Genomic DNA, 24360 nt, shown 5'->3' with positions numbered 1-24360 from the left:
GCCTGCAAGCCGGCCGCGCCGAACCCGGCAACGTCCCGCGCCCGTGATGGCGCCGGCAGCCGCGCTCCGACCGCTCGGTCGCCAGGTTCGACCACTGCCGGACGCCAGCGCACGGCTGGTCGCCTGAGGCTGTCGGGCCAGCGGGCCGCGCCGCACAGTGGCTTCACCAACTGACCGAGCCCGCTTGCGGGCCGGCCCTCTCAACCCCCACCGCTCAGGAGCCACCCCATGCATCGCCCTCTCCTCACCCTGCTGTCGCTCGCCGGGCTTGCCGTCACGGCGGGCTGCATGTCCGCGCCCAAGGACCTCGACCTGGCGCTGACGCGCACCAGCGTCGACAGCAAGTACGTCGTGACCCTGCAGCCTCCCGCTGCACCTGCCGCCATCAACCAGCTGCATGCGTGGCAGGTCAGCGTCGCCACCCCGGCCGGCGTGCCGGTGACGCATGCCCGCATCCAGGTCGATGGCGGCATGCCGCAGCACGGTCACGGCCTGCCGACACGCCCCCGGGTCACGCAGGAGCTGCGGGCCGGCACCTACCTCATCGAGGGCATGAAGTTCAGCATGACCGGCTGGTGGGAAATCAAGCTGGCGATCGACGGCGCGCAAGGCGCCGACAGGCTGACGTTCAACACGGTGGTCACGCAGCCGGGCGCCGCTCGCTGAAGCGCGCCGCCCCTCGCAAGGAGACCGTGATGAGCCGACCTGACTCGATGATCTGGCTGCTGATCGGCGCCGTCGCCGCCAGCGTGGCGCTCGTGGTGACACGGGCCAGCGCCGATGTCGCCGAACCGCCGCGCGCCGCCTCGGGCTGGAACGCCGAGGAGCTGGATACGCTCGCCTCGCTCAGCCTGAAGCGCCTGCCGCCCCAGCCGGCCGACCCGTCCAACGCGGTGGAGCGCCTGCCCGCCGCCGTGGTGCTGGGGCAGCGGCTGTTCAACGACCCGCGCCTGAGCAGCAACGGCGCGGTGTCATGTTCGAGCTGCCACGACGCGCGCAAGCAGTTCCAGGATGGGCTGGCGGTGAGCCGCGGCCTGGGGACGGGCACGCGCCGGGCCATGCCCATCGTTGGCAGCGGCCACGCCACCTGGCTGCTCTGGGACGGCCGCAAGGACAGCCTGTGGGCCCAGGCACTGGGCCCGCTGGAAGACGCCGCCGAGCACGGCGCCAACCGCACGCGCCTCGCGCGAACCATCGCGCAGCATCACCGCGTGGCCTATGAAGCCGTGTTCGGCACGATGCCCCCGCTCGGCGGCCTGCCGCCCGACGCCGGCCCCCTCGGGCCGGCGGCCCAGCAGGCCGCATGGGCGGCGATGCAGGCGCACGAGCGGCAGGACGTGTCCCGGGTGTTCGCCAACATCGGCAAGGCGATCGCAGCCTACGAAAAGTCGCTTGCGTTGGCACCCTCGCGGCTGGACCGCTACCTGGACGGCCTGGCCCGCCGCGACCCCGCCGCCGCCGGCCTGCTGAGCCCGCCGGAGTTGCGCGGCCTGCGCCTGTTCATCGGCAAGGCCCAGTGTGTCAGCTGCCACAACGGGCCGCTGTTCACCGACCAGCAGTTCCACAACACAGGCGTGCCGCCGCGCAGCGCCGCGAACCCCGATCGCGGCCGTGCCGCAGCGGTGGCGAGGGTGCTTGGCGACGAGTTCAACTGCCTGGGGCCGTTCAGCGACGCGCAGCCCGCTCAGTGCCAGGAGCTGCGCTTCATCGTCAGCGACGATCCGGCGCTGGAGGGGGCGTTCAAGACGCCCGGCCTGCGCGGCGTGGCCCAGCGGCCGCCCTACATGCATGCGGGCCAGTTCGACACGCTGGAGCAGGTTGTCCGCCACTACGTCGCAGCGCCGGGCGCCGCGGTGGGTCGATCGGAACTCACCGCCCGCCGAGCAGGCAGGCGGCCACTGCAAGCCAACACGCGGCCCCCGATCGAGCTCAGCGATGCCGAACTGGCGGACGTGGTGAGCTTCCTTGGATCGCTGAGTGCCGAGCAGCCCCTGGCAGGCGCTGCACCGTGAGCGCGGCCCCGCCCACCGAGGGCCTGCGGGAGCAACCCATGCCCCATCAGCTCGATGCAATTCCGCGCCAGCTTGCCCACACGCTCGAGTCGCTGGCGCTCTCCATGTCGGATGGCCTGCTGGCGTGGCAGGAGTATTCGGACACCCTGGCCTGCCATCTGCGCCGACAGCTTTGTTGCTCGACGGTCGACCTGTGGCGTGTCGCGGTGGTCTGCGGCCACCGCACGCTGGTCCGCATGGGCCACTGCCGGGCCGATTCGGTGGGAGGGCCGCAGCTGCAGGTGCCGCCGGGGGCAGCGCTGGACCTCTATCTTGCGCAGGTGCGCGTGCTGGGCGTGTACGCCTGCAGCGACAGCCATGAAGACGCGCTGGGACGCGCACTGGAACGTGGCGACGCCCCGGGCGACCCGCCGGGTGCCTTCATGGACGCGCTGCTGGCCATCAACGCCGAAGCCATTGGTGTGCTGAGCTGCCGGCATGACGGCGGCCCGCGCCTATGGGCAAGCGGCGAGCGCGCCTTGCTGAAGCGACTTGCCGCCAGGGTGGCGCTGCACCTGGCCCGCATCGACATGCGCCGCTGCGAACTCGATGAACCGCCGGCGTGCCCTCACGAGATCGCCCCCGCCGCCACCGTGGCAATGAAGGACGCAGACCCTGGACTCGTCAAGCCGGGTGCGCCCCCGGTGCCGACGCTGCATGCGATGACTTGCCGCTGACGCCCCCCCATCGGACCAACGAACCCATGAAGTTTTCCGCCCACCTTGGTATCGCCAGGCGGCTCTTTGCAGCGTGGCTGCTGCTGGTCGTTGCCATGGCCGGCGTCGCGGCGGTGGCCTGGTCAGCACTGGCCGACATGGCCGACGCCGCCAACGATGCCGGCGCAAAACGCGCAGCCCAGCTCGTCACCATCGCCGACATCGAGCTGAACGTCACGCACATATCCCTGCAGATCCGGCACCTGATGCTGGCGAAAGCGGCCCCGGAGCGGGCCGCGACCCTGGCCGACATCGAAACGAAGCGCGGACGCATCGAAGGCGCTTTTCAAGCCTTCGCAAGCCGCCATGACACCGCGGCGGAACGGGTCACAACGGATCGGATCTGGGCGCTGGTCCAACAGTTCTGGCGCGCGGGCGCCGGCAATGTCAGCCTGGCAGAGGCAGGCAGCAACGACCGGGCGTTGGAGTTCCTGGTTGACCAGACCATCCCGCTGCACGATGAACTGCTGTCCGCGCTGGATCAGGAGAAGACGCGTCAGCGCGCAGCGCTTGACGCCGAAGTCCAGGCGATCCGGGACCACGCGCACGGCACGCGCCACCTGCTGCTCGGCCTGGTGATCGCGGCGACGGCAGTCTGCCTCGTCGCTTCCCTGTGCCTCACCCGCCTGATGCGGCGACGCATCGCCGCGTGCTGCCTGGTGGCCCAGCGCGTGCGTGATGGCGACCTCACCCAGCGGGTCGTTGACGACAGGCGCGATGAATTCAGTCCGCTGCTGGCCACGATGGCCGACATGCAGGCGGCTGTCGCGCGCATCGCCTCGGCGGCGCCCCGCGGCGCGACCGTGCGGCAGGCCGAAGGCCACGCCAACACGGCCGGACAACTCGCCGCGGGCGCGAGTTCAGTGGTGGCGCAAGGTGGTGCCGCGGCGGGCCGGGTGGCCGACACGATGCAGAGCATCAGCCTGAGTTCCCGAAGGATCACCGACATCGTCGCCGGCAACAGCCATCTGGCCCAACCCGTCGCCCAGATCAGCATGGCCAGCGCAGAGCAGGCTCAAGGTGCAGGGCAAGCAGGTGTGATCGTCAACGGCCTGGACGAAGCCACGCGACGGCATGCCGCCTTGGTCGAGGAGGTGGCGGCGGCGGCGCTCGACATGCAGCGCCAGGCCGCCGGGCTCGTGCGTGCCGTCGATGCCTTCAAGGTCGCGTCTGATTGACACAGGGTGCCAATCGAGCGGGGTGCAGAAGCCGGCACGCGGCTGGCGAATGGGGCGCCGACGCCCGAGCCTGGCCGGCTCGCCGGTGGGATGCGGCTCAGCGCCGCGCTGCGCGCTGTCCTTTTGGCGAAGTCGCGGCCGGACCGTGCATCAGGACGGCCTGGACCGTCTCGCGCAGACGGCGGTGCGCAGCGTCGGCGCCGTGACGTGGATGCCAGGCCATCCAAAGGCGTTCTGGCGGCGCCTCGAATGGCAGCGCGAACGCGACGAGCCCGAGCGCCGGCGCCATGGCGCGCACGATGCGCTCGGACGCCGTGGCCACCCAGGGGGAGCGCGCGGCGGCCACCAGCGCGGCATAGCTGCTGGGGACAGTGAGCGCGAGCTGGCGCGCGAAACCGTGCTGCGCCAGTGCGTCGTCCACCGGTGAGCGTTCGCCGCGCCGCGGCGTCACCGCCACGTGCATCGCGTCAAGGTAGCGCTGCACCGTGAGCCTGCCCCGCGCCAGTGGGTGGTCGGCCCGCACGGCCCCCAGCGGCGCGTGCCGCGAAAGCTCGATCGCCTCGACTTCAGGGTCGCGTCCGGTGAAGCTGCCGAGGTCCAGGTCGATGCGGCCGTCGCGAAGCGCGCCGCGGTCATCATGCAATTCGGGCACGAAGTGCAGCGTGGCGCGCGGCAGGGCCTCTCGCAGCGCCAGCGCCAGCGCGGCGGCGTAGGCCACGACCAGGCCGTCGGGCGCGCGAACGACGAAGCTGCGCTCGAGCGCCGCGGCGTCGCGTTCGCCGGGCGCAGCCACCAGCGCGTCGGCTTCGGCCAACAGGCGGGCGATGGCCGGCTTCATCGCCAGGGCGCGCGGCGTCGGTGTCAGGCGGCGGCCGGCGCGCACGAACAGCGGGTCGCCCATCGCCTCGCGAGCCCGCGCCAGTGTGTGGCTGGTGGCCGGTACCGACAGGTGCAGGAGTTCTGCCGCGGCCGTGACGCTGCCGGTCGTCAGCAGCGCATCCAGCGCACGCAGCAGGTTGAGGTCCCATGATTTCATCTGATGCAATCAATGATTCAAAACATTGCACTGTACGGAAGTGACTTGCCTTCCGACACTGCGCGCCGATGAAGACCGCGCCCTCTGCCGCCACCCCCGCGCTGCTGGCGCTGCTGCTCGTGCTGTCCGGCCTGGACCAGACCCTGCTGTCGGCAGCGCTGCCGACGATCGTGCGCGAACTCGGCGGAGCCGACCGCTCGTCATGGGTGTTTGCCGGCTTTCTCGTGGCGTCCACCGTGGCGATCCCGGTCTACGGCAAGCTGGCGGACCGCTGGGGCGTGAAGCCGCTCCTGCTGGTGGCGGCCGGGCTGTTCATGGTGGGCGAAGCGGCCTGTGGCACTGCGTCAACAATGCAGGCGCTGGTCGCCGCGCGGGTCGTGCAGGGCCTCGGAGGCGGCGGGCTGATGACGTTGACCTTGCTGGCCACCTCGGCGCTGGCACGACCAGGTGCGCGCAGCCTGGGCGTGGCACGCCTTGGCGCCGCCTACGGCCTGGCGACCATGGCGGGACCCTTGGTGGGCGCAATCGTCACCGAGCATCTTTCTTGGCGCTGGGCCTTCCTGGCTGCGTTGCCCCTGGCACTGATCGCCTGGGTCGGGCTCGCGCGCACGCCGATGCCCCCGCCGCAAGGCGAAAGACGCCCACTGGATTGGCCCGGCGCGGCGCTGTTGGCGGCCATGCTGGTGTGCGCACTGCTGGCCACGCGCCATCGCCTGGTGGGCGCCAGCGCGGCCACCGGCCTGGCCGCCGCAGCGATGGCGCTGCTGCCGGTCTGGCTCTGGCGTCAGCGCCGTGCCGCCGACCCCATCGTGCCGCTGTCCCTGTTCAGCCGCCCGGGCTTTGCGGCCAATGCCTGGCTGGCGGCCAGTGCCGGCATGTCGCTTTTCACGGCTGTCGTGTTCGTGCCCCTGTTCCTCCAGGGTGTCCGGAACCTGACGCCCACCGCATCGGCCGGACACCTGATGCCGCTGATGGCGGGACTGCTGGTCGCCTCGCGACGCGCCGGCGCCTTGCTGCGGCGCGGCAGGGCGCCGCGCTCCCTGGCCGTGGCGGCATCGACCCTGATGGCCGGCTCGCTGGCGCTCCTGGCCACTCTGCTGCACGCCGGCATCACCTCGCCCTGGGCTGTGTCGGCCGTGCTGCTGCCGCTGGGCGCAGGGCTGGGGCTGGTCCTGCCAGTCACGACCATCGTCTCGCAGCGCGCTGCCCCACCAGCCCAGGCCGGGATCGCGACCGCGCTGCCCATGATGCTGCGCGCCCTGGGCGGTGCGACCGGGGTGTCGGTGCTGGCGGAGTACCTGTCGCGCCATGCGGGCTTCGGGCTCGTCACCGCGCTGGCCGGCGCCTTCACGGCGGCCGCCGTGGCTGCTGTGCCGGCCTGCCTGGCGGCCCGCGCGTTGCCGCCGCGCCTGGCGCCCCATGCGACGCCAGGCGGGTCGGTCGGCACGGACCTGCACCACCCGGTCTCGTGACGGCACCAACCGCGCCGCGAATCAGACCCTTGATCGCATGCCGCTCGCGCCCCCGGGCGGCGCGGCTGACAGTGGCGTTCAGCGAGATCAGGCAGCCCGCCGGGCCAGCATCGATCTTCCGAGCCTTCAACTTCACGCTTCCATGCCAGCTCGTCGTTCATGCCAAAGCTTCGCGTTCGCGCTGATGCTCGTGTCTGCCCCCTGTGCCATGGCCCAGGAGCTCGATGTGCTTCATCAACTGCGCCATGCCGGCGTCAGCGTCCTCGCCATTGGCGCCCTGTCGGTGCTGGCCCTGGCGGTCACCATCGAGCGCCTCGTGCATTTCAGGGCCGGGCGCTGGGCCCCGGCCGCGCTCGTACCCCAGTTCCTGTCGCTGCTGGATGCCGGGCGGCTCGAAGAGGCACGTTCGCTGCTGGACTGCGATCGCAGCGCATTGGCTCGCATCCTGGCCTTCGTGCTCGAACACCGCCATGTCGATGCCGGCGTCCTGGCGGCGCGGGCGGCGGAGATGGCCTCGCATGCCCTGCGGCAACAGCAGCTGAAGGCCTACGCGCTTGCGGTGGTGGCCACGGTGGCGCCCATCGTCGGGCTGCTGGGAACCGTGATCGGCATGATCGAGGCGTTTCATGTCATCGCCACCGCGGGCGGTCTCGGCGACCCCGCCCTGCTGGCCGCGGGCATCAGCAAGGCGCTGGTGAACACGGCAGCCGGCCTGTCCGTCGCCTTGCCCGCGCTGGCACTGCACCACTTCTTCAAGCACCGCCTGACGGCCGTGGGGCTGGCACTGGAAGCGCAGCTGAACGAGGTGCTGGACAGATCACTCCAGGTGGCGGTGCATCACCATGCGCATTGACATGCAGGATGCCGAGGAGCCGGAGATCGGTCTGATCGCGCTGATCGACTGCATCTTCTTCTTGCTGATGTTCTTCATGGTCGCCACCGCCTTCAAGCAGCAGGCCGGTGACCGCGAGCCGCAGGACCTTCCCATCGAACTGCCCGCAGCCGAGGTGACGCCGCAGCGTGCGCAGGCTGCGCCAACCGAGCCCCTGCTGATCGGCGTCGATGCGCGCGGCTGCTTCCAGCTCGGCGGCCAGACGGTCGGCGTGCAGGTTCTGCGCGAGCGGCTGCGCGACGAGGCGCGCGAACAGCCACGGCGCACGGTGCGCATCGAGGGCGACCGCCGGGCCAGCTACCAGCACATCGTTCACGTTCTCGACCTGTGCGCCAGTGAGGGTCTGACATCGGTCTCGCTGCGCACCCGGCCATGAAACCGTCCCGCTGGGCACGGCGTGACGCGCTGGGCTGGCTTGACCGCCATCCCTTCCTCGTCGGTTCGCTGCTGTTGCATGCCGTGCTGCTGGCGCTGCTGTGGGTCATCGGTCCGCAGCCCGCCGGGCCGCCAAGGGAGGCACTGCGCAGTGCGAAGGACCAGGCACGCATCGATGCCTCGGTGCAGTCGGCCCGGCAGATGCACCTGGAGCGGCGAGTCCGGGCACTGGAGGCGGCGCGACGCGCGCTGGCGGGCGCGCCGGCGCAAAGCGTGAGCGTGCCGTCCCCGCAGCCACAAGCCCTGATCGAACGTGCGCAGGCGGCCGTCCAGGCGATCCGGCAGGCCGAGCAGCGCCGGCGGGCCGAGGACCTGTCGCGTCTGCTGAAGCTGTCGCTGCACCAGGCGCTGAGACAGGTTCAGGCCGAGATGCCTGCCGAGAGCGCCAAGGGCGGGACCATCGACGAGCAGTTGTCGCGACTGGAGCGCCAGGCGCAGGCGGCCGTGGCGCGTGAGGCCGCGCGCCGGCAGTCCGGCTTGCACGGGGCGCCGGTGCAACTGGTCAGGAGCCCGGCGCCGGGCGGGCGTGGCGCAGCCGGTGGACGGGGCGGACCTGGCGGTCCGGGCGGCGGCAAATCCGGCGGCCCGGGGTATGCGTTCTTCGAGGATCACATCTACACCGAGCGCCGGCCGCTCAACCTGCCGCCGGCGCAGCGGCCGGGAACCGGACACCGTCTCGGTGCCGGTGGGCAGTTTGCCGACCGCATCTACCTCGACCGCTGGTACATCGCCGGTCCGTTCGAGGCCCAGGGGCGGGCCAGCCTGGAAGCGCCTTATCCGCCGGAGTGGGGCGTCGATCTGGATGCCGCCTATGCAGGCAAGGGCGGTCGCACGCTGGGGTGGCGCTACAGCGGCGACCAGCCCTATCCCGTCGAGGCAAAGCCTCACGCCGAGAACAGCATCTACTACGCCTATGCGGAACTGCACGTGGACCAGGCGCAGGAGGTGTGGCTGGACCTCGGCGTCGACGACGAAGGCAAGCTGTGGCTCAACGATGCGCCCGTCTGGACCAGCGACAGCGGCGACAAGCCCTGGTATCGGCAGCCCTACTACACCTTGCACACGCAGCTGATGAACTACGGCCTGGTCGAAACCACGGTGCGGGTGCGCCTGCGCGCCGGCCGCAATACCTTGCTGCTCAAGCATTACAACGCCAGCGGGATCAAGTTCTTCTCGGTCGTGCTGCGACCGGCCTGAAGTCCAGGGCCATGCCGCCGCGTCGCCGGGCTGTGGCCCGCGTGTGCCGGCGCCCGCCGTCCGGTCGTGCGTTCGGACCCTTGCCGGACGGATTTCGACCGTTGGGCGCCTGCCGCTGTCGCTGCCTGTGGCTGACGCCGACAGTGCACCGCAGCGAACGCAGGTCGCGTTTGCGTCAACCAGGAGCATCCACGTGGACGACGCTGAAGAACAGGCAGTGCAGCAGGCCGGCCGGGCCCCGCGGCGGCCCGGCCCCGAGGCCGCCTTGCGGCATCTCCAACGGACGCAGGTCCCGGCCCGGCAGAGAACGGGAAGGGACACCGTCATCCGCTGGCAAATGCCGTCGGCCGGCCTGAAGCGCGGCGACCCGTGCGAGGCGGCGGGCCGGGTACCAGCGCCCGAGGCCCTGCGGCACCTGCTGCCCTGACTCAAGGAGATCAAGACATGGAATACATCGTTGGCATCACCCTCGCGGTGTTGTTTTGCGCGGCCGCCGCCGGACTGGGGCTGGACCGTGAGCGGGCGTTCTACCCCGCCGTCGTGATGACGGTGGCGTCGTACTACCTTGCGTTCGCCGTCGTCGACGGCCGCGGCGCCGTCATGTCGGCCGAGGTGGCGATAGCGGCCATCTTCATCGTCTCGGCGGTTGCGGGGTTCAAGTTGAATCCATGGATCGCCGTGGCTGCACTGGGCGGGCACGGCGTCATGGACGCCCTGCACCACCACCTCGTGCACAACGCCGGCGTACCGCAGGCCTGGCCGGGGTTCTGCATGAGCTTTGACGTCACCGCGGCCGTGCTGGTGGGCTGGGGCATGCTGGCTCGCACCCGCGGCGATGCAAAGCGGCGCGGCCTTGGTCTTCGCTGAGCACGGCGCCATGCGATCGAGAACGCCATCGCACCCGATCGCTGCGGGACTCGAGGGAGCCGGCACGGCCCGTTGGGCCTGGCCAAGACGCGCATGACGCCCGCCAAGGGCTTCCTGCCGGGAGCTCACGAGTCGCTCCACCGCGCTGCCTGGCGGCTTCATCGAGCCCGGTCCACTGAGGACCGCGACATGAAGGTGCGGCTGGCGCACCTTCCTGCCAGTTCCGCCGGGTGGCTGGTGGCCGTAACCTGCGCCTGTCACCCGACTTTCGAGGAGACGACATGAACCGGATTTTTCGAGCACTTGCAGCCGTCGCACTGCTGACCATGGCGAGTGTGCCGGCGCGATCCGAGGAAGCGCGAGTTGGCTTTGAAGTCACAGGCGCCAACGACACGGACGGGAAGGTGTTCGCCGTTGGCGTCTGGTACCCCACCGACTCGCGGGCCGCACCGGGTCCGATGGGCGCGGTGCCGGATGCCGCGGTGCAAGGCAGACGCTTGCCCCTGGTCATCATCTCGCACGGCAACGGTGGCGGCATGGCCAGCCACATCGACCTGGCACTCGCGCTCGCCAGTGCCGGCTACGTGGTTGCTGCGCCGATGCACGCGGGAGACAACTTCCAGGACCCGAGTGCTTCCGGGTCGGCCACGCTCTACAGCGGCCGCAATCGCCAGCTCCGCGTGGCGGTGGAGCACATGCTGACGAAGTGGCATGCACACGACGCCCTGGATGCGGAGAGGGTGGGTGCGTTTGGCTTCTCGGCGGGTGGCTTCACCGTCCTGACGGCAGCCGGGGCACAGCCGGACATGAATCTCATAGCGAAGCACTGCGCAGCCTCGCCTGAATTCGTCTGCAAGGTGCTCGACCATCACAAGTCTGCGCTGCTGAACGCGGACGCGCAGTCCGGCGAGCCGATGCAGACCAGCAAGCGGATCAAGGCCATCGTCGTCGCCGGCCCGGGGCTCGGTTTCACGATGACACCTGCGGCGTTGTCTGCCGTGAGGATTCCCGTGCAGGTGTGGAGCGGCGAGAAGGACGACAAGGTGCCCTATGCCACCAATGCAAAGCTCATCATCGAGGCACTCGCACAGAACGGCCAGACCGCTGACTTCCATGCCGTTCCCGATGCGGGGCATCTGTCGTTCACTGCGCCTTGCGGCGCAGTGAAGATTCCCGAACTCTGCACCGACCCTGAAGGCTTTGACCGAGCGGCCTTCCACAGGCGCATGAACCTGGAGGTCGTGGCGTTCTTCGACCGCGTCCTCAGGCGCTGACGGCACGAAGGGTGGCCAGCCTGCCGGGCCGACCGTGCGCAATCACCCGCCGCCATGGTCGCCGGACATGTGCAACACCGCAGGAACGTCATGCCGCAGCACGGCCGGCAGGCGCCGTGCGCTGCCCGAAGGAGAAGTTCAGGCGGGCTCTGCCACGGCGGATCAACCTGCCGGGCGAGTCAGCCGCGCGTAGACACAGGTATCGCGGGGGCGCCCGTCCACGCCGAGAGATTCGTTGCGCAGGATGCCTTCGAGCTCGAAGCCACAGCGCTCTGCCACGGCACGGCTCCTCAGGTTGCGCGGATCCATGCGGATCTCCACGCGGTTGGCCGCCAGCGTGTCGAAGGCCATCGCGACCAGCAGGCGCACGGCCTCGCTGACATGCCCCCGACCCGCTGCCTCGGGACGGATCCAGTAGCCGATCTCGAAGCGCCGCACGGCCCAGTCCATGCGGTGCAGACCCGTGCCGCCCAGCAGGCGGCCGGGGCTGCCGTCGGCGCGGCGGGCGTAGATGTGGAAGCACAGGTCACGCCGCGCGATGAAGTCGGCGTGCATCCGGCGCACCACCAGCTCCGAGCTATCCGCCGTCGGTGCGTTCTGGGCCCAGGGCATCCAGGGCCGCAGATGCGACAGCGACTGCGTGATGACGACGGCCATCTCGGCGCCCAGCCCGGCCCGCGGCGCCAGCAGCACCGTGCGCTCGCCGTCCAGGCGCTCGGGAACGTCGATGAGGACAGGATCCTGCTCGCTCACCGGCGCCCCCTCAGGCCTGCGGCCTGGCCCGCCGGGCACAAGAGCCGTGGCCCTGGGCGGTGCGTCACGGCACTCATGCCGCCAGCACTTCCACCGGCTTGGGCAGCTCGCGCACGCCACGGATGACCGGATGCCGCCAGGCCGCCGCCGCCAGCAGGCAGGCGCCCACGCCCGAGAAGGCCAGCGCCGCGCGCAGGCCGATGTGCTCGCCCAGCCAGCCGCCGATCAGCGCCCCCGGGCCGGCCGGCAGCAGGATGAGCCAGCGCATCGTGCTGGTCATGCGGCCCAGCATGGGCGCGGGCGTGACGGCCTGGCGCAGCGACAGGAAGTTGATGAAGATGAGCACGGCACCGACACCGAAAGCGAACAGCATCAGCGCAAAGCTGACCACGCCCAGCTGCCCCGCGGGCGCCAGCGCCAGCTGCAGCCAGCCGATACCGCAGGCCGCATAGCCCAGCACGAGGCAGGGCCCAGGCCCGATGCGGCGGCTGATGCGGTGGCCGAAGATGCTGGCCAGCACGGTGCCCGCACCCAGCGCGACATAGGACAGGCCCACCACCTGGGGCGCCAGCTGCAGCTCGCGCGTGGCGAACAGGATCTGCACGACCAGGGCCGCGTTGTGAAAGAGCTGCCAGCCGCCACAGGCCGTGGCCAGGCTGACGAGCAGCTTCTGCGAGCGCACGAAGGCCAGACCTTCCTTCAGCGAGGCCCAGAAGGCCCCGCGAGCGGGAGAGAGCTGCTCCTTCACGCGGATGCCGCGCAGGATGACGGCCGACGCCAGCAGGGCCAGCGCATCCACCGCCAGGGCCAGCGGTGCGCCGAGCAGCTTGATCAGCACCCCCGCCAGGCCCGGCCCCACCACCTCGGCGCCCGAGCCGGCCAGCGCATTCTTGGCGTGGGCCTCGACGAGGCGCTCGCGCGGCACCACCTGGGTCAGCACGATCTGCGCGGCGCTGCCCGCCGTGGTGTGCACGGCGCCGAGCACGAAGCCGACGACATAGAGCCAGCCCATGCTGAGCCAACCCATCCAGGCGGCCAGCGGCACGGTGGCGACCGCGAAGGCGAGCAGCGTCTCCCCGGCCACGTAGACCGGCAGCTTGCGCACGCGGTCCAGCAGCACGCCCGAAGGCAGGGAGAACAGCACGAAGGGCAGGATCTCCATCGCCTGCAGCAGACCCATCTGCGTGGGGCTGGCATTGAGCAGCACGGCCGCCGTCAGCGGCAGGGCCAGCATGGTGACCTGACCGCCGAGGGAGGAAATGAGGATGGACGACCACAGCCGCCGGTAGACCACGTCGCGCAGCAGATCGCCGGGCGCGAGGGTGAAGAAATTGGAGAACATGACGCTTGGATGGCTCCGACAGGACTCGACAGGCGGGGCAGGCCCCGCCGGGATGGGCGACGCGCCGGGCGTCAGTCGAGGTCGAGCAGCTTGGTCATGCGCAGCATGCTAGCAGCGCGGCCGGGCGGTGTCGCGTGCCGGCGGTCATGGATTGAGGATGCGCAGTTCGGCGTAGCCGGTGCCAGCGTCGAACTCGCGCGACAGCGTGCCGGGCGGCAGCGGCGCCACCAGCAACTCGGCCGTCGTGCGCACCTCGCAGCCCGCGCAGACATGGCCGCCGAGCACGCGCCCCGAGGCATCCGACACGCTGGCGTGCAGGTGGGCGCCGTCTGGCGTGAGGCTTCCGTTCAATGTCAGGATCTCCAGCGGCCCCTCGATGCGCGTCGGGCCGGGCTCGCCGGCAAAGCGCAGCTGTGCCTGCGCGAGGCTGCCGATGCCGGCGATGACGAAGCCGGTGCGCTGAGCCAGGGCGCCGCGCAGGTCGTCGCCGGGGTTCAGGCGCAGCGCCTGCACCTTCACCAGCCCACCGCTGCGCCGTCGCGGCGCGGATCGCTGGCGGCCACATAGCCCGCCACGCCCGGCTCGCCCATGCGCCAGATGAACTGGCCGGCACCGAAGTCCTGGTAGCTGTCGTGGATGTCGCCGATCTCGTGGCCGCGCACGCGCAGCGCGTCGATGGTGGCAGCGGGCATGTGTGGCTCGACGTTGATCGACAGCCCCTCGTTGAAGCGCCAGCGCGGCGCATCGCAGGCGGCCTGCGGGTTCTGGCCGTAGCAGAGCATGCGCACCAGCGTCTGCAGGTGCCCCTGCGGCTGCATGTTGCCGCCCATGACGCCGAAGCTCATGACCGGCGCACCGTCCCGGGTGAGGAAGGCGGGAATGATGGTGTGGAAGGGCCGCTTGCCCGGCGCAACCTGGTTGGGATGGCCGGGCTCCAGCGTGAAGCAGTGGCCACGGTTTTGCAGGCTGATGCCATAGCCCGGCAGCACCAGACCCGAGCCGAAGCCCATGTAGTTGCTCTGGATGAAGCTCACCATCATTCCCGACTCGTCGGCCGCGGTCAGGTAGATGGTGCCGCCCTTCACGGGGTTGCCAGCGCCGAAGACCTGGGCGCGGGCCGGGTCGATGAGGCGGGCTCGCGAGGCCAGGTAGCCGGGGTCCAGCAGTTGCGCCGAGCTGACCGTCATCGCGCTCGGCTCGGCGACGAAGCGGTAGACATCCGCAAACGCCAGCTTCATCGCCTCGATCATCAGGTGCTGGGCCTCGGGGCTGTCGACCTCGTGCGCCGTCAGGTTGCAGTGCTCCAGCAGCCCCAGCGCCATCTGCGCAGCAATGCCCTGGCCGTTGGGCGGGATCTCGTGCAGCGTATGCCCGCCGAAGTCCTTGGCCAGCGGCGTGACCCATTCGGGCCGGTAGGCGGCCAGGTCGGCCTCGGTCATCGCGCCGCCGGTGTCACGCGCGAAGCGGGCCAGGGCCGCCGCGATCTCGCCGCGGTAGAAGGCCTCGCCCCTGGATTCGGCGATGAGCTTCAGGCTGCGCGCCGCGTCGGCAAAGCGGAACAGCTCGCCCACCTCGGGCGCGCGGCCATGCGGCAGAAAGGCCGGCGCAAAGCCGGGCTGCGAGGTGATCTCGGCCAGGGCCGCGGCCAGGGCCCACTTGCCCTGCACGATGGGTGGCACCGCGTAGCCGCGCTCGGCGATCTCGATGGCGGGCTGCATCAGGTCGGCGAAGGGCAGCCGGCCGAAGCGCTCGCTCAGGGCCATCCAGCCGCCCACCGCACCGGGCACCGTGACCGAGCCCCAGCCGCGCCGGGGCATGGCCGCCTCGCCGAAGAACGCCGGCGTCCACGCCGCCGGCGCGGGGCCCGAGGCATTGAGGCCGTGCAGCTGCCGTCCATCCCACAGGATGCAGAAGGCGTCCGAGCCCAGGCCGTTGCTGCAGGGCTCCACCAGCGTCATGCAGGCCGCAGCGGCGATCGCCGCGTCGACCGCGTTGCCGCCGGACTGCAGCATGCGCAGCCCGGCCTGGGCCGCGAGCGGATGCGAGGTCGACACGATGTTGCGCGCGAACAGCGGGCTGCGCCGGCTCGGGTAGCCAGCCTTCCAGTCGAAGCGGTGCGGAGGGTGCGGGATGTTCATGAGGGTGATTCTGCCGTTGTAAGGCTTTGCAACGGGGTCAACGCCGAGCGCGCAGGCGTCGTTGTCTCCACAAGCTTTCGCGAAGCCGAACCGAATCCCGAAACCACCCTGGAGCCCTCAAGATGAACACGCTGAAGACCACCATCGCCACCGCCCTCATCACGCTCGCCTCTGGCGTGGCCCTGGCGCAAAACCCGACCCCGGCCACTGCCGCACCGGCTGCCGCGAAGACCACCGCCGCGAGCGCCGTGGCTCAGGCCGCAACGCCGGCTCCGGCCGCCACGACGACCGCCAAGCCCGCCCCCGTGGCTGCCACGACGGCCCCTGCCGCAGCAGCGACCGCCGCCGCGCCGGCCGAAGCCGCCAGCAGCGCCAAGCATGCCGGCAAGCACCACGCCAAGAAGCACCACGCGGCGGCCAAGACCGACATGCCCGCCAAGACCGAAACCAAGACGCAGTAAGCGCATCAGCGCTCCGCGCAAGGCCGCAGCCCCCAGGGGCTGCGGCTTTTTTGTTCTCGACGCCGTGGCGCCCGTTCTCAAGATGTGTTCACCGCGCCTGCGAACAGCGTCAGTTTCCGTCGCTCAATGTCGCCGACGGTGGCGGTGGCGGTGGCGGTGGAGTCTGCGATTCCGGCGCGCATGCGCGCGACCCCATCATCCGCGCCGAGCGGGGTGAGGTCGACGAGGAGAAGAAATGCAGGACCTCCTCGGCTGGACACATAAAGGGGAAGTTCCCGACGCGGGCGAGTGCTGCGCAGGCGGACCAGAAGTGCCCGCCGCGGCGTCAATCAGCTTACAGCGCGCGACCTGCTGCCGGCCCCGAGCTCAAATCATCTGCGCGCACGTCATGGGCGGGTTTTTGGACAGACCTTGCCTAGACTCCGCTGACTGTCACAGGAACTCGCTTCTCATCTTCGCGGCGTCATCGGCCAACCGGGTCAGTCGCCCGGCCTGTCCCACGATGAAATCCCGCAACTGGCCTGCGAAGGCCCGCTCGGCCTCGTCGATGTAGTCGGTGGCCTGAGCCTGCTGCGGCGCGTGTTCGACGGCGAGCCTGGCCATCCGCCTGGCCTCGCGCCTGAGCAGCTGCCGGTCGACCCCGCACCGTTGCGCAAAGTCCGCCAATGCAAACGCCGTCACCTCTTCCAGCGAGAACGCATCGCCCCAGGCCATGGCCAACTCATGGTCGATGCCGGGGTACTGGACTACGCTGACCAAGTCGTACCAGGGCGCCGGCTCCAGACCCTCGCGGTGGACAAAGAACGAGAAGTTCTTGCCATGTGCATCGCTGTTGCCAATCAGGAACTGGAACAGGGCCCACCTGAGCAAGGTCATGCGCGCGGCAGCCTTGTTCACGGTCTGCTCGGCCCTGCCGAATAGGACCTCGAAGCTCACTCCGTCGCGGATGTGGCGCAGGTGCTCGCCGCTGCCGAGGTTCCGTTCGTATTTGTAGGTCACTGGCAGGTCCGAGGCCTGGCAGGCGTCGATGATGTGCACGCGCTGGACGACGGGGCCGGCTTCCCCTTGCAATGCGGTGCGGTCGAAGCGCCGGACGAGCAGCACTGGCCGCGGCGTCCTGTAGATGGCGACGTCCGCCACCGGCAATTTCATGCGCCGAGCCAGCGTCATGCAGAAGTGCTCATTGACGACGAGATACGCTGTTAGCTCTCGTCCGGGATCGGGCTTGAGGATGTGTGTCGAGGCCAAGGGCGGCTCGACGAGGAACAAGCGACCGCCCTCGTCCAGCGGACGGTCGAGGTAGACCATCAACTTGTCCTGAACGCCCGCAATGGACATGCGAACCTTGCCATCCCAAACCACCAAAGGCGTCTGGTCCCGCTCGGCCAGCCGTCTGTCGAGCTCCTCGCGCGTCACCTCTCGCGGCGGCGCGGTCGCGATGGCCGACGGTGCCTCATCCGCAGGCCAGAAACGCAATGCCCCCGTGGTCTCCGCGCCAAGGGCGCTGATAAGTGCGTAGACGTTCGACTTCGAGACGTGGAAGGTCGAGGCGGTGATGTCGAGCGCGCGCCCCTCGGGCAGCAGGTTCTCCACGAAGCGCTTCACCGCACCGCGGGCGTAGCCAGCGGCAGGGGGCCGCAAGGGAAGCGCAGGCGACAGCGCAAACGCCCCCGGCCTGGCCACCCACGCTGAGTCGTAGTGCAGCGCCCACTGGTCGTTCAAAGGCTCGTGGGCCAGCATGGCCACCTTCTGGCCATCGGCCCAAAGGCCCAACTCGTGCCAGGGATGATGGGCGACAACGGTTGGGACGCCGGAACCGCTCATGAATGCTCCGGCAACTCACCGCCAGCCTGCAGCTCAGCCTGCATCAGGGGATGGCTCTTGGGCCCCAGCATGAGGGCAAGGCCCAGGCTGTCCAACACGGTCAACAGCTTGTCCACCCGCACGGAGCCCTTGCCATTCTCAAGACGGGACAGCAAGTCAACGGAGACGCCGCTCAGCGAAGCAGCGTCGTCAATCCTGAGCGATTGCTCCCGGCGCCGAGCACGGATGGCAGGGCCGAGATCCGCGGAAGAGCCGATGCGCAGGAGGTCATCGGAGGTGGCGATTTGCGTCATTTCGGAGTTCCAGGAATTTCAGCGTCTACAAGGCAAGTCAAGAAACTATTTCTGCAATTCCGAAATCGTACCGTTGCCAAGCCTCGGCTGGCAACAAGTTCCTTGAATTCCGAAACGAGGTCTCGCCAGGACTCGCCACGAACGCTGGCACTGGAATTCCGAAATCTTCAAGCGCCGCCGGCGAGGTTCAGAGCCCGGTGACGTGCCCGGTCTGGCGAGAGCCCAAGTCGAGGTCCTACGCCGACTTGTCACTCATCGACAAGGCCTCAGCGCCATGGGCGAACTCACCGGCGAGCTCGCGGTTCAGCACATTCGCGCCGTCCGTCAGCGTCGGGCCCGGAGTGCCCGATGGCACGAACCGATTCCCATCGGCTTGTCCGACATGACTGAAGACGAGGACTTCGGCCTTCTTGCGAGCGATCAGAAGTCCCGACGTTGACGATGCTGACCGTCGACGCCGATGCCCCCTTTGCGGGCGCTTGCATCGACCGGAAGACGACCGGCGAATACCGGTGTCCCCGGTCCTGCCGCGCCAGCTCCGAAGTGCCCCGGCGGCCACGCATGCCGTCGTGGACACAGGCATCCGCCCGATGCCAGGGCGGTCGCTGCGCGGGCGCATGATCCACGTCAAGCGGTGAACGGCGCGTCGGCGCGAAGCTGAGCACATTGCAATCGCACCGCCTGACAGACCCGGCAGGGCGGTGCCGGCGGCATATTCAAATTCGACGCCTTGGCGCTCAACGGGGAGAACAGCGCGATGTCCGCCATTCGTCCAGAAGTTGAACCTCCCGCGCTGCCGATCGCCGCCGGACCCCAGTCGCTCAAGCTGGCGACCTCGGCACCGCGTACCTATCGGCTGGATCGCCGACTGCCCTTGCTGCACCACTCGGCATTGCCCATTTTGCAGCCCACCCTGGCCACGCACCCGCGCCCCACGGACGCATCGCTCACGGGAACTGCGACCGTGTGGCCCTTTCCAGGCCCCCTGCGGGCACGGGCACGGGCCGGCGCCACGACCCCGTACGACGTGATGCCGGCCGACAGAGGTTCCGATACCTGCGTGCCGCCGGACATTCTGGAGAACGTGACCTGGGCCACCCTGATCGACGTCAGGCTGCGCCGGCTCGCAGGCATCGCCCATCAGTACGCGCTGCAGGGCACGGACGCCGGCGACCGTGAGCTGCTGACGGATCTGCAGCACCATCTTGCAACCACCGGCGGCCAAGACACGGTCGCCCGCCTGCTGATTGCCCGTGCGGACAGTGCGGACGGCACGACCTGCCTCGACGAGCTGGCCACGGACCCGTCCCTCACCTTCATCGTGAAGACGCGTGCGACGGCAGGGATGGCGTCGGAGAACCCCATCGGCCGTCTTGTCGATGCATTCGAGCCGGACAGCTGCTGCGCGTCGCTCGACGAACTTGCGCCATGGCTGCGCCTGCTCTGCGAGGCGCGCGCGGTCGGTGGCCAGGGCTACTGCTTCGGCTTCACGGGCAGCGACGGCGGCGACCTGCCGGCCAGCGCACTGGATGCCGACGGCGGCGTGACGCTGACACTGCTGGTGATCGTCGGCGATCAGCAGGCCTCGGCGCTGGCGACAGGACGCACGCTGCTGCCCTTCAACAACGCCGCGCTGGTCGGGCCCGGACTGGACGCCACGACGACGGCGCTGGATCTGGAGGCGGCCGACGAATCCGACACGGCGCTGATCGCACGGGTACCACCGGGCCATGTGGGCTTCAGCCTGATGCTGCCCGCATCCGGCAGCCTGACGCGGCAGGCACAGCTGCAGGCACTGCTCTCAAAGGCGACCTGCCAGTGGGTGGCAGCGCCTGCTGAGACGCCAGTATTCGCGATACAGCCGGGGCCCGTCAGTTGCGACGGGCTGGGTCTGCATGCGCGGCGCCGTGCCCGCAACGACCGCTGGCGCCGTGCCGGCCGCACGGTCGCCGCCGAGCCGGACGGCGGTTGCTGGCGCCACGACCAGGTCGTGGCTGTGGCCCGGTTCGGGCCGCCATCCCGGGCCCCGGCGGTTCCCGGACTGCCAGACCCCGAGCAGGACCCTTACCGCGGCGTGGGATCCAGCGTGGTGATACGGCTCGATTTTTCCGACCCACCGGGGGATGCGATCGCTGCGCCCCAGCCCGCCGCTGGCACGCTCACCCTCCCCGTGGGCTACACGGACCCGCTGGGCGCCGTCGCCGACTGGCCTGGCGTGGCCACCGGTTTCACGCTCCAGCCGGCGCAGGGCGGCGCGCAGCTCCGGATCACCGTCGCCGCGCAGCCATCCCTTCTGCAGCCCTGCCCCGGGCAGGCGCACGACGACTTTACGGACGGCGCCCGTCGACTCGCCGAACGCTTCGCTGCGATCCACTTCCAGCTAGCTCAACCGGAGCTCTCGCTGTCGGTCGTCACCTCGCTGCGCCAGGGCGGCCGCGGTGATCCCGAGCCCGTCGCGCTCGAGGGGCTGGAGCCGCTGCGGGCCTTCGTCGCGGCAACCTTCGTGGCGGCCAGGGCCGCGGCGGCCCTGCAGCCCGTGCGTCCCTTCGCCGCTGCACCCGGGACGCTGGATTCGGTGCGCGATCTCTACGGGCCGGACTGGGCCGAGCTCGCCCAGGCCAACGCCGCCACGCCGATCGCCGCGCTGCTGGGCGCGCAGGCTGTGACGGTGCCCCTGCACGTCGACTTCGCCGCGGCAGACACCGCTGACGGGCTGGTCGCCCGGGCACCGGCCCACTGGCCGGCGCTGACGGCGGCCGCCCTGCTGATGCGCAACGCCGAGCTGCCGCTGCGTGCCGGCGCCGTGCTCGCCAGGCCCGCCGCCGTCGTCCCGGTGACCGGGTCGGAGTCGCTGGACGCGCTGGCAGCGCAGCACCACACCACCGCCGCGCTGCTCGCCGGCGACTGCCGCCAGACCCCGGGGGTATTGCGCCACGGCTTCGTCTTCAAGATGGGCGATGTCGCCGTCACGGTGGGGGCGACGCCCGCCGGCCAGACCCAGCCCGTCGGAACGCTGGAGGAGGTGTGCCAGGCATTCGCAGCCCTGGGCGTGAGCGACGGCCTCGACGCCATCGCTGCCCGCAACGGGGCGCAGGACGGCATGTTCATGCCGGGGGCCCAGCTCACCACCCTGCACTACGTGAGCCGCGCCGCAGGTGCCGGCTCGGCTGCCGACAGCCTGTCCTGCAACGCGAGCGGCGCCAGCGCCACCGAACTGGCAGCGCTCAACGGGAAGAACGCAGGCCTCTTCGACGCCGGCGCCAGCCTCGGCTGGGGCAGCATGCAGTCGCCGGTGCCCGCCGCGGGCGACCCGTGCAGCCTGCACGACTTCGCCCTGCGCCACGGCATCACCGCCGCCCAGCTGCTGCAGGCCAATGCGGCATTGCGGGTGCCGGCAGGCTCACCGCTGCAGGTGCCGGCCACCGCGTCGCTGCCGGCCGACGCAGCGCAGGTCCGGGTGCCCTACACCGTGCAGGCGGACGACAGCCTGGCCAGGGTGGCCGCCCTCTTCCTGCCTGCAGCGGGCGGCACGGATGCGGCCCTCAGGCTTGCCGCCGCCAACCTGGCCATGCCCGGCACCCTCGCTGCCGGCACGATCACGGTGGCGGGCGTCCAGGTCACGGCCCGGGCGGGCGATTCGCTGGGCGGCGTGCTCGCCCAGCTTCAGGCGCGGTCGAGCACCATCACGCTGGCCGACCTCGTCGCCGCCATCGGCGACGCCAGCGACCATCTGGCACCGGGCGCACTGCTGATCTGTCCGCCGGCCCTGCTGCCGGGCAACACGCCGTTGACACCGGCGGAGGTCGCCGATCTCTACGGCCTGGACGCCGTGGCCTTCGCGCAGGCCAATGCGGGCGTGCCGGGCCTGGTCGCGCCAGGCCTGCTGCTGCAGCTCAGCCACCACGACACCCCCCAGGGCCGCCTCACGACCCGCGATCGGGACACGCTCAACAGCCTGGTGTGGCGCTTTGCCGCGCAGGGCGTGGTGATCAGCCTGGCCGAGCTGGTGGAAGACCTGCAGGGACGCGCCTTCCTGAAGGCCGGGGCCATGGCCTTGCTGCCGCCGACGGCGGTGGTGCTCGACACGGCGACGGCCGTCGGCGCGGGGCCGTTCCCGTCGGCGGCCTTCCGGCTCAGCGTCGCGTTGCGCCTGCAGCGCCCTGGCGATGCGGTGGATCCGGCCTTTCGCACCGGACGCGGGGACGGACCGGTCGAGCGGTCCGAGTCCTTCATCCCGGCGTCGAGCACGGCGCCTGCCGGGGCGGCATTGCACGAGCACCTGCCCTGGTTGCGGCTGGCAACAGGCCGGGCCGCCGACGCCGGCACCGAACTCTGGGCGGTGAACTTCGGCACCGGCGGCATCACGCAAGTCAGCGCCGCGCCGGGCGTGACGGCCCCCGACGGCAAGGCCACCCAGCCACGCGTCTTCGCGCTCAGGCCGCTCTATGCGGCCCCCGTCTCCATGAGCGCGGAAATCCAGTCCCTGCAGGACGACGGCGGGCTTTCGGCCATGGCCACGGCCATCTCGTTCGAGGACGTGGACCCGGAGCCCTGGGCGCAACGTTTCCTTGCCGACGTGGACCTGTTCCTGTCGGCAGCCTGCGTCGACGCCATCTACCGCAACAAAGCCGCCCGCGCGTCACTGGACGACGTGCTGGGCGCCAAGGCGACCCTGTCCAGCGGCATCGCCGCCGGGCTCTCTGCCGTGCTGGCTCTGGAGGATCCACGCGCCGCCGCCGGGCAGGCCGAGGCCCGCAGCATCATGGAGCAGGCGCTGGGCGAGCAGCTCTCCCGGGCCTATGCGGTGTCGGCAGCCCTGCAGTACGACACGACCGTCCAGTCGCCGTGGACGTCGCCCGGCGGGCACGGGGCCCGGCTGCAGGGCTCGGTCGGAACGGCGGCCACAGAGGTCCGATCCGCGCCTGCGTGCACGCCCGCGACGGGCAGCATCCGGCTCGACACGAGCCCGTCGTTCCTGACCTTGCTGGTGGCCGCGGACGCTGCAGCCCGCGACAGCAGCGCCCACCTTGACCTGCAGTACGAATGCAGCGATCTCGAGTTCGAAGCGGACAAGGGCCACGCCTTGCAACGCATCGGCTTCAGTCCTGCGCTCAAGGGGGCCCTCTGGCCGGCCAGCACCCAGGTGGCGCTGGGCGCCGCCGAGGTGCCGCTGCCAAGGCGCACCCTGCCCGCGCTGCCGGTGCTGCTCGGACAGCGCACCGTGCCCAGCTTTGCCCTCCCCGCAACACCGGAAGAGGCCAGCCGGTGGACCTACGAGCTCAGCTACGCCTGCGAGCATGCCGCCCAGGACGAGGTTCATGTCGAGGTCAACTTCAATGCCCCACGGCTAACTCATCAGCTCGGCCCGCGCCATGCCACAGGGTCCGATCTGGCCTCCGCGCTGGCCCGGTACATGGCTGTCGCCGACCCGCTCTGGGCCCGGCTGGGCGGTCTTGCCGATCCTTCCACGCGCCCGGACGAGGCCACGCTGGCCCGCCTGGCGCAGACCTTCGCCAAGCAGGTGGTCGCCGTTGCGAAAGCCTGGGACAAGCATTGGGAGCACGCCGGGGGCTTCAGCGGCCACGCCCGCTCCTCGGCCCATGCCGCACCGCCGCAACCGCAACGCCTGTCATACCGGGTGCGGCTCACGGCTGCGCGCCCCGCCGACGCCGCTGCACCCCCTGCAGCCCTCGTACTGACCCGCCTGGAGGCCCCCGCCGCGCTGGACCTCTGGCCCGACGTCAGCGTCATCCAGCCCGACGGCGAAGCCATGCTGCTGACGGCTGACAAGCCTGTCGGCGACACCAGGACCTACCCGCTCGGCGTCGCATCCAGCCTGCTGCCAGGCATCGTCCCGCAGCTCCGCTTCGCCTGGACGGGGCTGTCGCTGCCTGTCCTCGAATGTGCGCAGGCCTCGCTGTCCGTGCAGCGCAACCCCAGGCTGCTCGGCGAACAGGGGCCGGACACGCAGGACGGCTTCCTCCTGCGCACGCCGGACCTCGAGGCCCAGCAAAGCATGGCGCCGCTGAACATCTGGCAGGCGCCCCTGGACATCTCGGCATTGGGAGACACCGTGGCGCAGGCGCTGGCCGCCGTGTTCACCGCGCTGGCGCCGCCTGGGCAGGAGCATGGTCCGTGGCTGGGATCCCTGGCGGCCCGCTGCCAGTACGCGTTGGCACCACCGGACGCCGCCCGCCCCGCCCTGCAGACGTCCGTGCCGGTATTCCTCGGGCATGAGCTGCCCCTTGCAGAGGCCACGGCCCAGGCTGCAGCCCAGGCCCTGGCCAACTGGCAACGGCAGCAACAGTCCCTGGGCAGCCCGGCACAGTGGGCATTCACGCTGATGCTGAACGCCACCGTCGATGCCGTGAAGCCAAGGCCGCTGCTCGTGCTCGAGATGGTCTACGCCATGACGGCGTAGCCGGCCGGGA

The 24360-nt window shown here is 70.5% G+C and carries 20 protein-coding genes; 13 read left to right on the top strand and 7 right to left on the bottom strand.

Annotated features, from left to right (window positions below):
* Positions 1-228 precede the first annotated feature (228 nt).
* From AC07VX_RS17220 to AC07VX_RS17205, 4 genes are read left to right on the top strand one after another with little or no spacing between them, the layout of a single operon-like run.
* Positions 229-666 carry a FixH family protein gene (locus AC07VX_RS17220; RefSeq protein WP_493165685.1) on the top strand — a complete coding sequence of 146 codons (438 nt, stop codon included), beginning with the start codon at positions 229-231 and terminating at the stop codon, positions 664-666.
* Between the two features lie 29 nt (positions 667-695).
* Positions 696-2012: a cytochrome-c peroxidase gene (locus tag AC07VX_RS17215; protein ID WP_493165686.1), complete on the top strand. Its 1317-nt coding sequence runs from the start codon at positions 696-698 to the stop codon at positions 2010-2012.
* 38 nt (positions 2013-2050) lie between these two features.
* A complete protein-coding gene (locus tag AC07VX_RS17210; RefSeq protein WP_493165687.1) occupies positions 2051-2728 on the top strand; it encodes a hypothetical protein in 678 nt (225 codons plus the stop codon).
* Between the two features lie 26 nt (positions 2729-2754).
* Positions 2755-3945 (top strand): MCP four helix bundle domain-containing protein, encoded by a 1191-nt coding sequence (locus AC07VX_RS17205; protein ID WP_493165688.1) that lies wholly within the window; start codon positions 2755-2757, stop codon positions 3943-3945.
* Between the two features lie 97 nt (positions 3946-4042).
* Here AC07VX_RS17205 and AC07VX_RS17200 read toward each other — a convergent pair whose 3' ends face one another.
* Positions 4043-4981, bottom strand: a complete 939-nt coding sequence (locus tag AC07VX_RS17200; protein ID WP_493165689.1) for a LysR family transcriptional regulator — start codon at positions 4979-4981, stop codon at positions 4043-4045.
* 68 nt (positions 4982-5049) lie between these two features.
* On the opposite strand from AC07VX_RS17200, the gene AC07VX_RS17195 reads away from it, so the two are divergent.
* The 6 genes from AC07VX_RS17195 (at position 5050) to AC07VX_RS17170 (ending at position 11118) form a co-directional block, all read left to right on the top strand.
* Complete coding sequence (locus tag AC07VX_RS17195) at positions 5050-6453, top strand: MFS transporter (RefSeq protein WP_493165690.1); 1404 nt, start codon at positions 5050-5052, stop codon at positions 6451-6453.
* Positions 6401-7306: a MotA/TolQ/ExbB proton channel family protein gene (locus tag AC07VX_RS17190; protein ID WP_495122021.1), complete on the top strand. Its 906-nt coding sequence runs from the start codon at positions 6401-6403 to the stop codon at positions 7304-7306. Before AC07VX_RS17195 ends, AC07VX_RS17190 begins: the two co-directional genes overlap by 53 nt.
* A gap of 1 nt (position 7307) precedes the next feature.
* A complete protein-coding gene (locus AC07VX_RS17185) occupies positions 7308-7721 on the top strand; it encodes an ExbD/TolR family protein (protein ID WP_493165692.1) in 414 nt (137 codons plus the stop codon).
* Complete coding sequence (locus AC07VX_RS17180) at positions 7718-8977, top strand: hypothetical protein (RefSeq protein ID WP_493165693.1); 1260 nt, start codon at positions 7718-7720, stop codon at positions 8975-8977. The genes AC07VX_RS17185 and AC07VX_RS17180 overlap by 4 nt, the downstream gene beginning before the upstream one ends.
* A 444-nt stretch (positions 8978-9421) precedes the next feature.
* Entirely contained in the window at positions 9422-9844 is a 423-nt protein-coding gene (locus tag AC07VX_RS17175; RefSeq protein WP_493165694.1) for a hypothetical protein, read from the top strand.
* Positions 9845-10125: 281 nt separating this feature from the next.
* Positions 10126-11118 carry an alpha/beta hydrolase family protein gene (locus AC07VX_RS17170; RefSeq protein ID WP_493165695.1) on the top strand — a complete coding sequence of 331 codons (993 nt, stop codon included), beginning with the start codon at positions 10126-10128 and terminating at the stop codon, positions 11116-11118.
* Between the two features lie 162 nt (positions 11119-11280).
* Here the strand turns inward: AC07VX_RS17170 and AC07VX_RS17165 are convergent, their stop codons facing one another.
* The 4 genes from AC07VX_RS17165 to AC07VX_RS17150 all read right to left on the bottom strand — a co-directional run bounded on the left by AC07VX_RS17165 (position 11281) and on the right by AC07VX_RS17150 (position 15351).
* Positions 11281-11871: a GNAT family N-acetyltransferase gene (locus tag AC07VX_RS17165; protein WP_493165696.1), complete on the bottom strand. Its 591-nt coding sequence runs from the start codon at positions 11869-11871 to the stop codon at positions 11281-11283.
* Between the two features lie 73 nt (positions 11872-11944).
* Positions 11945-13213: an MFS transporter gene (locus tag AC07VX_RS17160; RefSeq protein WP_493165697.1), complete on the bottom strand. Its 1269-nt coding sequence runs from the start codon at positions 13211-13213 to the stop codon at positions 11945-11947.
* A 144-nt stretch (positions 13214-13357) separates the two neighbouring features.
* Positions 13358-13732, bottom strand: a complete 375-nt coding sequence (locus AC07VX_RS17155) for a PPC domain-containing DNA-binding protein (RefSeq protein ID WP_493165698.1) — start codon at positions 13730-13732, stop codon at positions 13358-13360.
* Entirely contained in the window at positions 13729-15351 is a 1623-nt protein-coding gene (locus AC07VX_RS17150) for a gamma-glutamyltransferase family protein (RefSeq protein WP_493165699.1), read from the bottom strand. The genes AC07VX_RS17155 and AC07VX_RS17150 overlap by 4 nt, the downstream gene beginning before the upstream one ends.
* 122 nt (positions 15352-15473) lie before the next feature.
* Here AC07VX_RS17150 and AC07VX_RS17145 point away from each other — a divergent pair, with 122 nt between their 5' ends.
* Positions 15474-15812, top strand: coding sequence for a hypothetical protein (locus tag AC07VX_RS17145; protein WP_493165700.1), 339 nt, complete (start codon positions 15474-15476; stop codon positions 15810-15812).
* A 432-nt stretch (positions 15813-16244) separates the two neighbouring features.
* Here the strand turns inward: AC07VX_RS17145 and AC07VX_RS17140 are convergent, their stop codons facing one another.
* Entirely contained in the window at positions 16245-17636 is a 1392-nt protein-coding gene (locus AC07VX_RS17140; RefSeq protein ID WP_493165701.1) for a HipA domain-containing protein, read from the bottom strand.
* Positions 17633-17929 carry a helix-turn-helix domain-containing protein gene (locus AC07VX_RS17135; protein ID WP_493165702.1) on the bottom strand — a complete coding sequence of 99 codons (297 nt, stop codon included), beginning with the start codon at positions 17927-17929 and terminating at the stop codon, positions 17633-17635. The genes AC07VX_RS17140 and AC07VX_RS17135 overlap by 4 nt, the downstream gene beginning before the upstream one ends.
* A 274-nt stretch (positions 17930-18203) precedes the next feature.
* Here AC07VX_RS17135 and AC07VX_RS17130 point away from each other — a divergent pair, with 274 nt between their 5' ends.
* Both AC07VX_RS17130 and AC07VX_RS17125 read left to right on the top strand, forming a co-directional pair.
* On the top strand, positions 18204-18368 hold the full coding sequence (locus AC07VX_RS17130; RefSeq protein ID WP_493183920.1) for a hypothetical protein: 165 nt from the start codon (positions 18204-18206) through the stop codon (positions 18366-18368).
* Positions 18369-18989: 621 nt separating this feature from the next.
* Positions 18990-24350 carry a hypothetical protein gene (locus AC07VX_RS17125; RefSeq protein WP_493165703.1) on the top strand — a complete coding sequence of 1787 codons (5361 nt, stop codon included), beginning with the start codon at positions 18990-18992 and terminating at the stop codon, positions 24348-24350.
* The last annotated feature ends 10 nt before the right edge of the window (positions 24351-24360 follow it).

Source organism: Roseateles sp. GW821-FHT03B02, from assembly GCF_059421025.1.
Note: the sequence above shows the minus strand (reverse complement) of the source record. Positions and strands in the feature narration are given on the sequence as shown.

What these genes read in the sequence shown, in the direction of transcription:
- AC07VX_RS17190 (WP_495122021.1), top strand. Translation starts at nt 6,401, where the DNA reads ATGCGACGCCAGGCGGGTCGGTCGGCACGGACCTGCACCACCCGGTCT.
- AC07VX_RS17185 (WP_493165692.1), top strand. Translation starts at nt 7,308, where the DNA reads ATGCAGGATGCCGAGGAGCCGGAGATCGGTCTGATCGCGCTGATCGAC.
- AC07VX_RS17175 (WP_493165694.1), top strand. Translation starts at nt 9,422, where the DNA reads ATGGAATACATCGTTGGCATCACCCTCGCGGTGTTGTTTTGCGCGGCC.
- AC07VX_RS17205 (WP_493165688.1), top strand. Translation starts at nt 2,755, where the DNA reads ATGAAGTTTTCCGCCCACCTTGGTATCGCCAGGCGGCTCTTTGCAGCG.
- AC07VX_RS17195 (WP_493165690.1), top strand. Translation starts at nt 5,050, where the DNA reads ATGAAGACCGCGCCCTCTGCCGCCACCCCCGCGCTGCTGGCGCTGCTG.
- AC07VX_RS17215 (WP_493165686.1), top strand. Translation starts at nt 696, where the DNA reads ATGAGCCGACCTGACTCGATGATCTGGCTGCTGATCGGCGCCGTCGCC.
- AC07VX_RS17145 (WP_493165700.1), top strand. Translation starts at nt 15,474, where the DNA reads ATGAACACGCTGAAGACCACCATCGCCACCGCCCTCATCACGCTCGCC.
- AC07VX_RS17200 (WP_493165689.1), bottom strand. Translation starts at nt 4,981, where the DNA reads ATGAAATCATGGGACCTCAACCTGCTGCGTGCGCTGGATGCGCTGCTG.
- AC07VX_RS17150 (WP_493165699.1), bottom strand. Translation starts at nt 15,351, where the DNA reads ATGAACATCCCGCACCCTCCGCACCGCTTCGACTGGAAGGCTGGCTAC.
- AC07VX_RS17180 (WP_493165693.1), top strand. Translation starts at nt 7,718, where the DNA reads ATGAAACCGTCCCGCTGGGCACGGCGTGACGCGCTGGGCTGGCTTGAC.
- AC07VX_RS17210 (WP_493165687.1), top strand. Translation starts at nt 2,051, where the DNA reads ATGCCCCATCAGCTCGATGCAATTCCGCGCCAGCTTGCCCACACGCTC.
- AC07VX_RS17220 (WP_493165685.1), top strand. Translation starts at nt 229, where the DNA reads ATGCATCGCCCTCTCCTCACCCTGCTGTCGCTCGCCGGGCTTGCCGTC.
- AC07VX_RS17160 (WP_493165697.1), bottom strand. Translation starts at nt 13,213, where the DNA reads ATGTTCTCCAATTTCTTCACCCTCGCGCCCGGCGATCTGCTGCGCGAC.
- AC07VX_RS17140 (WP_493165701.1), bottom strand. Translation starts at nt 17,636, where the DNA reads ATGAGCGGTTCCGGCGTCCCAACCGTTGTCGCCCATCATCCCTGGCAC.
- AC07VX_RS17130 (WP_493183920.1), top strand. Translation starts at nt 18,204, where the DNA reads ATGGGCGAACTCACCGGCGAGCTCGCGGTTCAGCACATTCGCGCCGTC.
- AC07VX_RS17135 (WP_493165702.1), bottom strand. Translation starts at nt 17,929, where the DNA reads ATGACGCAAATCGCCACCTCCGATGACCTCCTGCGCATCGGCTCTTCC.
- AC07VX_RS17170 (WP_493165695.1), top strand. Translation starts at nt 10,126, where the DNA reads ATGAACCGGATTTTTCGAGCACTTGCAGCCGTCGCACTGCTGACCATG.